The organism is Flavobacterium sp., assembly GCF_050696275.1.
In the GTDB taxonomy this organism is placed as follows: domain Bacteria; phylum Bacteroidota; class Bacteroidia; order Flavobacteriales; family Flavobacteriaceae; genus Flavobacterium.
Genome location: NZ_JBOGUT010000023.1, coordinates 1 through 14522, shown reverse-complemented (window position 1 = coordinate 14522; position 14522 = coordinate 1). Strand labels below are relative to the sequence as shown.

The following is a 14522-nucleotide window of genomic DNA, read 5'->3' as shown; positions in this document are numbered from 1 at the left end:
ACAAAAAATCATACATTTGCGAAAAATATAACAAAAAACGATAAAATAGTTAAAATGTCAACAATAGCACAACAATTCGGTATGACCGAAGCATTAGCGCAGTTAGGCGTAAAGGCGATAAACGAAGGAACTTCAACAGGAAACAACTGGTTTTCTAACGGAGAAATTTTTGAAAGTCACTCACCAGTTGACGGTCAATTAATTGGTAAAGTAAAAGCATCTACTGCCGCAGATTACGAAAAAGTAATGCAATCGGCTACAGAAGCTTTCAAAACTTTCAGATTGATGCCGGCACCGCAACGTGGAGAAATTGTTCGTCAATTTGGCGAAAAATTACGTAAACATAAAGAAGCTTTAGGTAAATTGGTTTCTTACGAAATGGGGAAATCTTTGCAGGAAGGTTACGGAGAAGTTCAGGAAATGATTGATATTTGTGATTTTGCAGTAGGATTATCACGTCAATTACACGGTTTGACAATGCACTCTGAGCGTCCGGGACACAGAATGTATGAGCAATACCACCCAATGGGAGTTGTTGGAATTATTTCTGCTTTTAACTTTCCAGTGGCAGTTTGGGCTTGGAACACTGCTTTAGCTTGGATTTGTGGAGATGTTTGCGTTTGGAAACCCTCTGAAAAAACACCTCTATGCGGAATTGCGTGTCAAAATATCATCGCAGAGGTTTTAAAAGAAAACAATCTTCCGGAAGGAATTTCTTGTTTAATTAACGGAGATTATAAAATAGGAGAATTAATGACTGCTGACAAACGTGTGCCTTTGGTTTCTGCTACAGGCTCAACTCGTATGGGTAAAATCGTTGCACAAGCGGTTGCAGGTCGTTTAGGAAAATCATTATTAGAATTAGGCGGAAATAATGCTATCATTGTTACTCCGGATGCCGATATCAAAATGACAGTTATCGGTGCTGTATTTGGCGCTGTAGGAACCGCAGGACAAAGATGTACTTCAACTCGTCGTTTGATTATTCACGAAAGTATTTACGATAAAGTAAAAGACGCTGTAGTATCTGCTTACGGACAATTAAGAATTGGAAATCCATTAGATGAGAAAAATCACGTTGGCCCACTTATCGATACACATGCTGTAGAAATGTACAACCAAGCTTTGACTAAAGTTGTTGCTGAAGGCGGTAAAATTTTAGTTGAAGGCGGTGTTCTTTCAGGAGAAGGATACGAAAGTGGCTGTTACGTGAAACCGGCTATTGCTGAAGCTAATAACGCTTTCGAAATTGTGCAGCACGAAACTTTTGCACCAGTTTTATATTTATTGAAATACTCAGGTGAAGTAGAAAATGCTATTGATGTTCAAAACGGAGTAGCTCAGGGATTATCTTCTGCTATTATGACTAACAATTTGCGTGAAGCAGAGCGTTTCTTATCTGTTGCAGGTTCAGATTGTGGAATTGCCAATGTAAATATTGGAACTTCAGGAGCTGAAATCGGTGGTGCTTTCGGTGGAGAAAAAGAAACAGGAGGCGGACGTGAGTCTGGTTCTGATGCTTGGAAAATCTACATGAGAAGACAAACAAATACAATCAATTATACTACAAGTTTGCCATTGGCACAAGGAATTAAATTTGATTTGTAATCTTTTAAGAGAGAATAGAAAAAAGCGTTCACAAGAGTGGACGCTTTTTTTATTTTAATTCTAAATTAGGTTTAAAATTTTGAAACCAGGTAAAAACAATTATTTTTGCTCCCGAATTAAAAAACAAAAACAATGCATTTTAGTAAATCAACATACACAGCGCTTAGCGAAGGAAGAAATCTTCCGTCGTCTGTATCGGGTTTACTGCTATGTGATTAGAAATATAAAATTGACAATCAACAATACAATAACTCGAAATTAAACTTTCGGGTTTTTTTATGCTTATGATGAATCGAGAAAAAAAGAACAGTACAATAATCTTAATCGGATTTTGTAAAACAATTTCAGAAACGAAAATACAGCTGCATTAGCGGTAGCTGTAACACATTGCTATGTGCCCGATTCTGAATTCTCAGAGTCGGGCATTTTAATTTAAAAACAAAAACAAAAATGACTTAAAAAAGAATTGTAAAGATCATCAACAATGGAAACAAAGACAACAATATTGACAAACACGACAACAACGGCCTCTGCTTTTAAGCAAATGGTGGAGCGATTATATGCTGAAAAAAGTGCAACTGTAGGCAATCAAGGTACTTTAGCATCAATAATCGCAACCTGCTTTGCATCTATGAGCCAAGTTCAAAACCCTTGGAAAAGAGCTGCTTTCAGAGATTTGTTGTTGCATTTGGAAGCTCAAGGTTGTTATGCTTTGTTGAGAAATGAATTGTACATAAACGCATTGGCTAACATTGCCGCTTTCGGTAATAAAATGGTCAGAGATAGTATTACTTGGGAAAAAGAGTCTTTCGTTGCCGAGAACCAAATGAGTTCTTTGATCCAAAATTGCTTTGCAAAATACGAAGTTCCGGAGTTTTTGGAAAGTGTCTTTTATGGCCAAAATAAAATACAAATGTTGTGGTACGTGCAATTGGGCCGAGGTGACAGTGTGTTGAATTTGAGTAGTTTTCCAATTCATTTGACAAAGAAAATGGCACACGAGTTCAAAAATGCACCGGTTAATTACAGTGTGGAACAAGCCATAAGATATATTCAGGCCAAAGGTTTCGGTGCCACAGAAACAATGGCTGAAACATTAGCCTGGAGTGTATTGTCTGAAAGTTTTGGGCAAGAAGTTTTTTGGGAAAAGGTTGTCGTTTTTTTTGCTAAATACGAAGAATTGCCTTTTGCAAAAGTGCAGGAAGTTTTGTTTTTTATAAAAGAACAATTCGGTGAAAATAAAAACTTCAGTATGAAAGGCAGGACTTGGGAGGCATTGGTTCGAAATTCTGATGAATGGCATTCTGAGTATTTCAAAAAAATGAATGCCTTGAACAGAGCCCAATGGACAACAAGTGGTATCAATGGTTTTGAAAAACACACTTTAAAAGACAACGAAAACAGTTTGTATTATATTGTAGAATTGGTAAACTCTGAAGAATTGTACGAAGAAGGTTATGAAATGAGCCACTGTGTTGCCGAGTACGAGTACGTTTGTATTGAAGGTCGAACAGCGATATTCTCTTTGAGAGAAAAGCAACAACAAACGGACTATGCAACATTGGCTACCATAGAGGTAGATTTGGCAGATCGGGCAGTAGTTCAGGCGAAAGCAAGATACAACGAATACGTTTCTTTTGAAGCCTATGAAATAATAGTAGAATGGGCTGAAAAAGAAAGCATAATATTGTGTTTTGAATATGAAGATGCTGCAGATCAGGCTCAGTACCAAATGCCAATCGAAAATCAATATATTGTTCAAGATCGATACGTTGCTCCTCGCTATGAATATAATGAGGAATACAACAGAAGAGATACTACATTTTTTGATAATGAAATCAATTGGAAATGGATCTTGTACGTGATATTTCTATTGATAAAGGTATGTATGCTGCTAGGCCGATAAAAAAGAGCTGTCATAATTGACAGCTCTTTTGTTTTTATTTAAGCAGGACTATTTCGTTTTCTTAACATATTGGGTTAAAATGACAATATGCTGTCCTTCCACACGGCCTTCAATTTGTTCGGCATTATCCCAAACTAATTTGATGTTATGTACAGCAGCGCCTCGTTTTGCTGTAAAAGTAGCGCCTTTTACATCCAAATCTTTAATCAGCACTATGGAATCTCCATCTTTTAAAATATTTCCATTTGCATCTTTGTGGATGATTTTTCCATCTTCATCTTCACCTTCTCCAGTTGCAGAAGCCCAAACTAAAGTTTCTTCATCAAGATACATCATATCCAGTAAATCCTGTGGCCAGCCTTCCGGTCTTAATCTGCTCAACATTCTCCAAGCCACAACCTGAACTGGTTTGTTTTCATTCCACATGCTGTCACTAAGACATCTCCAATGATTCGGATCTGTTGTTGTCGTGTTTTCGATTTGGTTTTTGCAAGTAGTGCATACCAAAACAGAATTATCTACCGATATTGCTTCCTCTTTCGTTAAATGAATTCTTAAATCTTCGTTAGAGCCACACAATTCGCATTTGGAATCGCTTCTCTCGTATAATTTTTTTTCTATTGGAGTCATACTAAAGATTAAAAGACATTCCAATACTTACATTGAACTGATTGTTGTAGTTGTCAAAAAGCTCATTGTCAGTTGTGTCATATTTTGCGATAGGAAATGCAGCTTCGGTAAATACCCCAAATCCATCTGTGAAGAAATATCTGGCACCTACATGTCCGCCAAAATTTCGTAATCCTAAATCCAAACCAGGATAAACGTCCAATTTATCGTCAATATTTAAAACATTACCTAAATTAGCGTTAAAACGTCCTCTGACATCGGCTCTGTCTTGAAATTCAGGTTTAAAGTCTAAATATTTATTAGCCGAAAGCAAGTAAGTAACCTGAAAACCAAAAGACATATTTTCACCTAAACCAAAATCTGCCGTAGATGTAATACCTGTCGCATTTTCCTGAATATTAGCTCCAACCTGGAATTTAATATCTCCCTTACCCTTGAAGGCCTGTGCATTTACCAAAGATACCGTTAACACAGCAATTAGTGTGATAATTTTTTTCATTTTTTAGAATTTTAATTTGCTACAAATATAAGAAGTTAGTTTTTAATTTCTGCCTATTTCGTTTGGATAGAGGGTATTTAAAGGATCGCTTTGCCAAAACTCTTTAGTGTCAATATTCATAATGGTTAGCGGTCCGTTAAACGCAGCTCCTGTATCTACATTCCAAATCGTGGCTTTTTTTACTGGAATTGTTTCGCTGATTTGAGTTACGGGAGTGTGGCCAATGAATATCTCGGAATAAAGTTTTAATCTTTTCGGATAAAAAACAGAATCCTGAGTAAGATTTTGATCTAAAGACAACGCCAACTCCCAAAGCGTCCTGTCCCAGTAGAGCATTCTTGGAAAATGTTCGATGGTAACTCCTTTCAGGTTTGTAAAGCCTGCATGAATAAACAATCTGTTTTGTTTGTCGATATGATAGTTTTTAAGAGAAAGCAGAAAATCAATGTGTTTTTGCTTCGTTTCTTCCGAAATTGTTTCGTAAGCCAATATGGTTGATTTCCCTCCATGCTCATACCACATAGGATTATCGTGATTGTTTTGCAACCAATGCATAGCCAACTCATCATGGTTTCCGCGAATAAAAATACAGTAGTTAGTCTGGTTAAGCTCAATTAAAAAGTCTAAAACCTGTGGTGATTCGCTCCAGCCGTCCACATAATCTCCCAGAAAAATAAGATTATCAGCTGGAATTATACTGGCTCGCTTGAGTATTTGTTTTAAGGCAATAAGACCACCATGTATGTCGCCTATTACGAATGTTCTCATTTTCGGGATATTAGAATTGGAAATTTACAAAAAAATAACAGGATAGATTTTTTAATATTAAAAAAGATCAGTCAATTTGAAACTTTTTCGGGTAAAATTAGATTTAACAAAATAGAAGGAAAAACCATAAAATTGATGGTTCGAAGGGTTATAATTTTATTCAAAATTATAACATATAAAACAACAGTGATAGATAAAGAGTATTTAATTTTTTTTTAACAGTCATGTTTTATTTGTGTTTTAATTTTTAGTGTTTCCAAAAACAACCTTTAATCAATTAATAATTAATATTATGAAAAATTTTTTATTTACCCTAGGCTTAGTAGTTTGTTTCGGTGCTTTAACTTCTTGTTCAGTAGACGAAATCGAGAAATCACCAGTTTCTGAAAATACCACATTAAATGATAGTGCAAATTTATCAAATAAAGATGGGGAAGATGACCCAATACCACCAGTTTCTACTGTTGATCCAATTGTTAAGCCAAAACAGGATTAATTAAAAAACAACAGAAAATTACTTTTGTAATCGTTTTCGGGCAATTAAAATTTGTTTAAATTTGTGTAAATCATTTTTAACCGATAATTAATTTGAACCGTAAAATATATTTCCTCTTCCTCTTTTTTCTCTTCTTAGCATCTTGTTCAGACGAGAAGGCAGAAAAGCTGAACGATTTGTCTGTAAAGAACTTAGATACTTTATTGTCTAAGGCACGCAATGAGGCATATTCTAAAAAACAACGGCTGTATTATACAGACAAAGCTTTTGAAATTGTTAATGCGTCGAAAAATGATTCTTTAAACAGAAGAAATCATTTTAAAATTGCAAACAGGTATTTCGAACTTTACGAATTGGATAAATATCTTGCTGTGAGTAGGAAAAGCTACTCATTGGCATTGGAGAGTAATGACTCTTCTAATGTTCCTAAAGCGCTTTATTATATTGGAGATTTTTATTTTGAAAAAGCAAATAATGACAGTGCCTATTATTATTATTCTAAGGCAGAAAAGCTTTATCAAAAGTTAAACGACAAAGAGAATCTGGCCAAAACTATTTTGTACAAGGCCTATATTATGCTCACGGAGAGAAATTATATAGGAAGTGAAATAGCAACAATAAGAGCGCTTGGTCTAGCAAAAGAAATTGATGCCAAAATGCTGTCTTATGAATGTAATGTAAATTTAGGAAGCTCTTTGCTGGGGATGGATAATTTTAATAAATCACTCGAATACCACCAAAAAGCCTTTTTAGAACTGGAAAACTTAAAAAAAGAGCCTCAATATGAGATTCTGAAAGCACAGACATTTAATAATATTGGTGTTGTGTACCAGCATTTAAAGCAATATGGAAAAGCGGTCGAAACATATCAGAACGCTTTGAAAATTAATAATCTGGATAAAATTCATCCTGCAATATTTGCAGCCATTATCGATAATTTAGCCTACTCTAAATTTAAAATGGGAAATAATACGGTCTCTTCAATGTTTAGAAAATCATTGAAAATAAGAGATAGCCTGCAGATTATTCCCGGTATCGTTATCAACAAAATACATTTAGCTGAATACTATCTTGCCCAAAAAGATACAGTCAAGGCTTTGGAATATATAAATGATGCCAATGCAAAAGCGTATGAAACAAAAAATTATAGGGACGAATTAGCGTCATTGGAGCTTTTGGCCAAAATCGAACCTAAAAAAGCAGCCGTTTATAATAAGGATTACATTAAATTGAGCGATAGCCTGCAGAACATGGAGCGGGCTACACGAAATAAATTCGCAAGAATAGAATTCGAAACAGATGAGATTTTAACTCAAAAAAACAATATTGAGGCAGAGAAAAACAAGATCTCATCCCAAAGATGGCTGATTTTAGGATTAAGTTCGGTTTTGCTGCTTATAATAGCATTATTGTATATTACCAAAGTACAGCATGCGAGAAATAAAGAATTGCAATTTGAGAAAGATCAGCAAAAAGCCAACGAAGAAATTTATCAATTGATGCTTGATCAAAAAAACAAAATTGATGAAGGAAGAGAAAAAGAAAAAAAACGTATTGCTCAGGAACTTCATGACGGAGTAATGAGTAAACTGACAAGCACAAGGCTGAATTTATTCATCTTAAGCAAAAAAACAGATGAGGAGACCATCAAAAAATGCCTCTCACATATAGAGAATATTCAAAACATTGAGAAAGAAATCAGAAGTATTTCACATGATTTGAGCAAAGATATCTTCTCTGGAAAAGATAGTTTTGAAACCATTGTTGATTCGCTCTTTGAAGAACAAAAAAGTATTTCAGAGGCCAATTACCATTTGGAAATAGATACTGAAATAAATTGGGATGCAGTCGAAAGCACAACTAAAATGCATCTGTACAGGATATTTCAGGAAGCATTGCAAAATATTAATAAATACGCCAAAGCTAAAAATGTTAGGGCAACAATAACGAAACTGGAAAATCGGATTCATATAGAAATAGCTGACGACGGTATTGGTTTTGATGTTAAAAAAACCAAAGAAGGAATTGGTCTTAAAAATATGCAGTCCAGAATAAAAATAGTTGAAGGAGAAATTAAAGTCCAATCTCAAAAAGGAGAAGGAACTCAAATTGACATTTATATTCCAGGATAAATTTGTTACACAATAGTTTATAAACAAACACTTATGGTATTAAAAATTCTTATGGTAGATGATCATCCTTCAATGATTGAAGGGTATAAAATTATTCTGTCTTATAATACTTTAGGGTATGAAATAGAAACATCGGCGGCCCACAATTGCGAAAGTGCTTATGAAATTATTACAAATAAAGCGAAATCTAATTTTTTCGATTTAATTTTTCTGGACTATAGTCTGCCTCCCTATGAGGAGAAAAACATTACTTCAGGAGAAGATTTGGCCATGTTAGTTAAGAAGCACATGCCAAACAGCAAAATCGTCATACTTACGTCACATACTGAAGCGCTTTTGCTGTACAATATTCTGAGAAACATTGAACCGGCAGGGCTATTGGTTAAAAGTGATTTTACTGCAGATGAATTGCTTAGTGCTTTTGATATGATTGTCAATGGCGAAACGTATCACAGTTTGACTGTAAAACAATGCTTGAAAGAATTATTATCAAAAACAGTTTATTTGGACAATTTCAACAGGCAAATCATAACACTTCTTGCGCAAGGTATAAAAACGAAAAACCTTCCAAATCACTTAAATCTTTCTATTAGTTCCATAGAAAAAAGAAAAGTTCAGATAAAAGATTATTTCTGTATTGAAAAAGGAACTGACGAAGATATTATAAGGGAAGCAAAGAAACTGGGTCTGATTTAACAAGGTGTTTTCCATATTTTAAAACACGTCATGGAATTTGTTTCTATGACGTGTTTTGCTTTTCGGTCATGATGTAAACGCCTAAAATTCAAAATATTAACAATTGATGTGGAAAAACCTTACCATGACAATCTTAAAATGAAGTAAATTTGGTAGTAGATAGCTTAATAAAAAATCAATTAATTCTTTAATATTAAGGGTTTCAAAAGTAAAAAGTAACATTTTTATTAGAATTTAGGTTTAGTACCACTTACCCCCAAATCACAATTTTTTTCATTACGGTTAAAATTTATTGTTTTTGTTAACAGGCATTTTTATGCCCAAAAATTAGCAAGAAAAATTCATTTCTTATGGCATTTGTACCTACACGCAAATTTCTATAATTCACGGAGTTAAGAACAATTAAATTATTGCTTATGAATAGGAATTCTACAATTTGGGATTATTATGTCAGAACATTTTACATCTCTATCTTACTCGTTTTTTTTTCTCAAACTGATTTAAGCGCGCAAGTAAGTTACGTTTACGCCAATCAGGTAATTTCCCACAGTCATGTCACAAATGAATCTAACGCGATTCTGAATGACAACAGTTTTGCCACACTCAATTCATACGGCGGTATAGCTTTAGGAATTGGCAGTTATAGTGGTAAGCTGGAATTGGGTTTTCCCACCACTTTGCCGGCTGGTACAACCTCGTATGTACGGATAGGCTTTGATACTGATGCCTTGAATTCTTTGCTGGGCGGAGGATTGGGTGGTGCTTTGTCTGATTTGCTTGGGACGGTTGTTCTAGGAGATCATTACTTTACAGTTACAGCTAAAAATGGTGCTGCAAGTGTGCTTTCCGGATCAAGCCATTCAGGATTTTCTAACGAAAACGTCAGACTTATAGTCGATGAAAATGGCTATTATTATGTAGCCATAACTCCTAATTCGGCATACAACAGATTAGAAATTGAAGATCTAACCGATGCTTTACTGCTTGGAACAACAAACAGTATGTCAGTATATTATGCTTTTTATACTGAAGGATATGATGTATGCGATAAAAGTTTTGCCACTTCTTTTGATGGAACTGGAGGAACATTAGATATTTTAGGGTTAGGAGGTACGGGAGTTACAAATCCTAAATTTGCAATTGATACAGACATGAACAGTTTTTCAGAACTTAGTTTGGGACTGTTGTCAGTTGCAGGAAATATTAGCCAGACGGTTTACTTTTCTTCACTTTCAAATCCTACTGACCAGTTTCATATCACAATTCAAATGGATGATCCATCACCGTTAAATTTAGGATTGTCTGATGGGATAAAAGTAGAGGCATATAGTGGTGCGACCTTGGTATATACCCACGATTTAGGAAATGAACTGAATCTGGACTTGCTGAATCTATTAAATACCAGTCAAAAAGTAACGATTCCTTTATCACCAGGTCAATCGTTTGACAGGGTTAAAGTGACCATTAGTTCTCTGGTACAGCTTAATTTAGTAAAAGCATTAAAATTATATGGTATAACACGATCGCCAGCTCCGCCAATAATTGATGTGTCCAGTCAGAATATGACAATTTGCAGTGGCCAGACGGCAACTGTATCAGCACTGACTGCGAATACAAATGAATTGGTTTGGTATGCCAATGCTGTTGGAGGAATCCCTTTGGCAGTAACAGCTTATAACGGAAGTTATACTACAGGGCCATTAGCGGTTCCAACAACAATTTATGTTGCAGCCCGAAAAATTGGATGTGCCGTTGACTCGGAAAGAATCCCTGTTTTGATTAATGTCGTTCCTGTACCAATCGCTTCAGATATTACAATTGATGCGACAGTACAGGCTTCTTGTCTGGGAGTTGCAGTTTTAGCACCTACAACAATTATTCCGAACGCGGTTTTTAATTATTATACGGATCAGCTAAAAACCCAGGAAATTATAACTGGATTTAGTGGACATCCAGGTTTAACATATGTTAAAGATAATATCACAGGAGCATTGACAATAAGTGGACTAAGTACAAGTAATACACCAATTACTTATTATGTTTCAATAGAGGTCAGCGGTACATGTGAAAATGCAATTAATACTTTACAACCGGTTGTGGTTACCGCTCCAACTGAAACAGCCCTAGATATCCAAGCATCAATTACGGGTTGCGGATTTGTAAACCTGAGAGACGCCATCATCAATTTTGATATGTCTGGAGATACTGTGTATACCTTTTATGATGCGGCAGATAATCCAATAACAGGCAGTCAGGCTGCCAATATACAAGCGAGTGGAGTTTTTTATATTCAAGCTTCAAATCCGGCTGAAACATGTACATCCGATAAGGAATCAGTTAATGTGACTGTAAATCCACTACCTCAACTAGAGGTTTCCCCAATAAGCTATTCTGCCAATCTTGGTGATACAGTCACATTATTATCAACTTCAAATGCACCAATTGTATGGTATAATCAAAATGGAGTGGCGCTGCCTTCTAACATAGCAGGACCGTTCACACAAGCAGGAACCTATACTTTTACAGTTGTAGCTAATAATGGGTTATGCTCAAAAAATTTATCTGTAACCGTAGTAGTGTCTGATCCTGATGCTTGTCCGACAGCTATAGAAAAAGTTTTTGCAGATACTCAAATTAGTGGGTCAATCATTACAGGGGCAGTTACTAATGGAAATGCTGCGATTGATCATGACTTACAAACAAATTCTACTATAATTACTGGTCTTGGAATTCTTGGTATAGGAACCACATGGCAAACCTTGCAATGGAATTCAACGATTTCAGCAGGAACGCCAGTAACCATAAAGTTGGGTTCAGAATTTAGTGGTCTTACTTTATTAAATGCAATTTCGGTCGTAGGAACTAAAAGAGACGGCTTAGGAAATCCAATTGATATAGGGACAATACAAACGGTATCAAATGATGATCTTATCAATTTACTGCCTGGAGAAAATATTTTTGAATATACTTTTGTTCCTTCCAATGCTTCAGGGCCACAGTCGTACGATGGTGTCAGAATAATAGTTGGATCACTCTTGAGTGTTATACAAAGCGCCAAAGTATATGAGGCGTATTATACCAGAGAGGCAAATCCAATTGTTTGTCAAACCGGAGACGTGGAAGATATTTTTTACGGGTCGGTAGATCAAGGAATAGGAGTATTAGGAAGCTCTTTAGTATATGTAGAAAACCCATGGAATGCAGTTGATAATGATGAAGTTACTTATGCTACTATGCATAAGACTATTGGAGTGTTAGCAGCAGCAGAAATGACTGTGAAATTCAGAACGATATCTCAAGGCACGGATATTTTGAAAATTAAAATCTCTAAACCGGGGACACAATTGACACTCAGTTTGTTATTTGGTTTCACGATTCAGCGTTATATGGGAAATACTCCGGTTGGAGATTTGATGGAAGTTAACGGGTCATTTCTGAATACCGAACTTCTTAACGGAGGAGCGGAAGTGCTTTTAACGTCCAATTCAACATCGCCAGCTTTTGATCGTGTTCGAATTCGATTTGAAGGACCTCTTAATTTACTCGATTTTTTACAAGTGCACATGGTCAAAAGAGAAGCGCTTATTGATATCGTAGGAAGCGGAGGTGATAATATTATTGAGGCTTGTTATGGAGATATTGTTTCTATTGCACCACAACCTTGTACATTTTATGTATGGTATGATGCAGAATACGGAGGAAACATTGTGACAACTGGTTCCTCTTATACAGTGCCAAATAATCTTTCAGTAGGTTCTCATGATTTCTATATACAACCTGTGCGTAACGGGTGTGAAGTATTGTCAAGAACGAAAATAACAATAATTGTAGGTGACACTGCGCCGGCGGTTGTAATATCTGGTATTTTGATCAATTCAGGAACCGATACCGTATTTTGCAGTGCAACAGGCTCAGTGACATTAACAGCACAATTAAGCGCAACACCACCAGTAACTAATCCGATATTTCATTGGTATAGTTTTGATGGTACAAATCAAATCTTAATTCCAGGTGAGACAGCAAGTACTTTAAACTTGACAGGATTGGCACCGGGAACATACACCTATTATGTTGGTGTAAGTTCCGATGAGTATTGTGAGACTTTACAAGCCGAAAGAGCGCAGATCACATTTACTATTCTGCCTTTTTCTGTAGCGAGTGATATCACCATCAGTGATGTTCAGCAATGTTTGAACACGAATATAATTTTACAGCCAAGCACTTTATTGCCGAATCCGGTTTACAATTGGTATTTTACTAATGATACCACACTGCCAATTGTAAATGGAACGTTTAGTGGAGTTACTTATTCTATAGCAGTAAACGGAACGCTGACCATTTCAGGACTAACTGCAACTGGCAGCCCTTATACTTATTTCATTTCCGTTTCAAGTGATACTACTTGTCAAAACGTAGCTGGAACTTTTCAGGATGTTTCAGTAATTGTCAATGATACAGCACCTCCAACTACAGGCGATACAACTCAGGATTTTTGTTTAATTACTAATCCAACAGTCGCTAATATTCAGGTTGTAGGAACGGGCGTAATCTGGTACGATGCTGCCACCGGAGGAAATGTTGTAGCGCCAACGACAGCTTTGGTCAACGGAATGGTGTATTATGCATCCCAAACAGACATTACCACCGGATGCGAAAGTTCCATCCGATTAGCAGTTACTGTTCAGGTGAATGACGGAGCCACTCCAACTACAAACGATATAACTCAGGATTTCTGTTTAATCAATAACCCAACGGTTGCCAATATTCAGGTAAACGAAACGGGTGTGATTTGGTATGATGCCGCAACTGGAGGAAACGTAATAGCACCAACAACGGCTTTAGTCAATGGTATGGTGTACTATGCTTCGCAAATCGATATTGTTAACGGTTGTGAAAGTTCCATTCGATTGATGGTTACTGTTCAGGTTAATGATGGGGGCACTCCAACGACAAGTGATACAACTCAGGATTTCTGTTTAATCAATAACCCAACGGTTGCCAATATTCAGGTAACTGGAACTACAATCATTTGGTATGATGCTGTTACCGGTGGAAATGTTGTAGCACCAACCACTGCATTAATCAATGGTATGGTATATTATGCGGCACAAATCGACCCAATTAATAGTTGTGAAAGTTCCATCCGATTGGCTGTTACAGTTCAGGTTAATGATGGTGCCACTCCAACAACAACTGACACGACTCAGAATTTCTGTTTAATCAATAATCCAACGGTTGCCAATATTCAGGTAACTGGAACTGGAATCATTTGGTATGACGCTGCTACCAGTGGAAATGTTGTAGCGCCAACCGCTGCATTAATCAATGGTATGGTATATTATGCGGCACAAATCGACCCAATTAATGGTTGTGAAAGTTCCATCCGATTGGCTGTTACAGTTCAGGTTAATGATGGTGCCACTCCAACAACAAGTGATACAACTCAGGATTTCTGTTTAATTACTAATCCAACGGTTGCCAACATTCAGGTAACAGGAACTGGTATCATTTGGTATGATGCGGCTACCGGTGGAAATGTTATAGCCCCAACAGCAGCTTTGGTCAACGGCATGGTGTATTATGCTTCTCAAACGGATGCGATAACAGGCTGTGAAAGTTCCATCCGATTGATTGTTACAGTTCAGGTTAATGATGGCACTACTCCAACAACAAGTGATACAACTCAGGATTTCTGTTTAATTACTAATCCAACGGTTGCCAACATTCAGGTAACAGGAACTGGTATCATTTGGTATGATGCGGCTACCGGTGGAAATGTTATAGCCC

The 14522-nt window shown here is 36.3% G+C and carries 9 protein-coding genes; 6 read left to right on the top strand and 3 right to left on the bottom strand.

All coding sequences use genetic code 11. From position 1 onward, the window contains the following. Positions 1-54 precede the first annotated feature (54 nt). On the top strand, positions 55-1608 hold the full coding sequence (gene amaB / locus ACRDEC_RS12085) for an L-piperidine-6-carboxylate dehydrogenase (RefSeq protein ID WP_431498609.1): 1554 nt from the start codon (positions 55-57) through the stop codon (positions 1606-1608). 484 nt (positions 1609-2092) lie between these two features. After that, positions 2093-3514, top strand: coding sequence for a PcfJ domain-containing protein (locus ACRDEC_RS12080; RefSeq protein WP_431498608.1), 1422 nt, complete (start codon positions 2093-2095; stop codon positions 3512-3514). 48 nt (positions 3515-3562) lie between these two features. Here ACRDEC_RS12080 and ACRDEC_RS12075 read toward each other — a convergent pair whose 3' ends face one another. The 3 genes from ACRDEC_RS12075 to ACRDEC_RS12065 are packed head-to-tail and all read right to left on the bottom strand — an operon-like array spanning position 3563 to position 5411. After that, positions 3563-4144 (bottom strand): PhnA domain-containing protein, encoded by a 582-nt coding sequence (locus ACRDEC_RS12075; protein ID WP_431498607.1) that lies wholly within the window; start codon positions 4142-4144, stop codon positions 3563-3565. A 1-nt stretch (position 4145) separates the two neighbouring features. Beyond that, positions 4146-4643 (bottom strand): DUF6646 family protein, encoded by a 498-nt coding sequence (locus ACRDEC_RS12070; RefSeq protein WP_431498606.1) that lies wholly within the window; start codon positions 4641-4643, stop codon positions 4146-4148. Positions 4644-4685: 42 nt separating this feature from the next. Continuing rightward, positions 4686-5411 (bottom strand): metallophosphoesterase, encoded by a 726-nt coding sequence (locus ACRDEC_RS12065; RefSeq protein WP_431498605.1) that lies wholly within the window; start codon positions 5409-5411, stop codon positions 4686-4688. A 292-nt stretch (positions 5412-5703) separates the two neighbouring features. On the opposite strand from ACRDEC_RS12065, the gene ACRDEC_RS12060 reads away from it, so the two are divergent. The 4 genes from ACRDEC_RS12060 to ACRDEC_RS12045 form a co-directional block, all read left to right on the top strand. Next, positions 5704-5907, top strand: coding sequence for a hypothetical protein (locus ACRDEC_RS12060; RefSeq protein ID WP_431498604.1), 204 nt, complete (start codon positions 5704-5706; stop codon positions 5905-5907). Positions 5908-6083: 176 nt separating this feature from the next. After that, positions 6084-8039, top strand: coding sequence for an ATP-binding protein (locus ACRDEC_RS12055; RefSeq protein WP_431498603.1), 1956 nt, complete (start codon positions 6084-6086; stop codon positions 8037-8039). A 33-nt stretch (positions 8040-8072) separates the two neighbouring features. Continuing rightward, on the top strand, positions 8073-8735 hold the full coding sequence (locus ACRDEC_RS12050) for a response regulator (RefSeq protein ID WP_431498602.1): 663 nt from the start codon (positions 8073-8075) through the stop codon (positions 8733-8735). A gap of 416 nt (positions 8736-9151) precedes the next feature. After that, positions 9152-14522: immunoglobulin domain-containing protein (locus ACRDEC_RS12045; protein WP_431498601.1), on the top strand; the 5371-nt coding region annotated here is incomplete at its 3' end.

Coding starts and splice junctions, on each gene's coding strand:
- ACRDEC_RS12075 (WP_431498607.1), bottom strand. CDS start 4,144: ATGACTCCAATAGAAAAAAAATTATACGAGAGAAGCGATTCCAAATGC.
- amaB (WP_431498609.1), top strand. CDS start 55: ATGTCAACAATAGCACAACAATTCGGTATGACCGAAGCATTAGCGCAG.
- ACRDEC_RS12080 (WP_431498608.1), top strand. CDS start 2,093: ATGGAAACAAAGACAACAATATTGACAAACACGACAACAACGGCCTCT.
- ACRDEC_RS12060 (WP_431498604.1), top strand. CDS start 5,704: ATGAAAAATTTTTTATTTACCCTAGGCTTAGTAGTTTGTTTCGGTGCT.
- ACRDEC_RS12065 (WP_431498605.1), bottom strand. CDS start 5,411: ATGAGAACATTCGTAATAGGCGACATACATGGTGGTCTTATTGCCTTA.
- ACRDEC_RS12050 (WP_431498602.1), top strand. CDS start 8,073: ATGGTATTAAAAATTCTTATGGTAGATGATCATCCTTCAATGATTGAA.
- ACRDEC_RS12070 (WP_431498606.1), bottom strand. CDS start 4,643: ATGAAAAAAATTATCACACTAATTGCTGTGTTAACGGTATCTTTGGTA.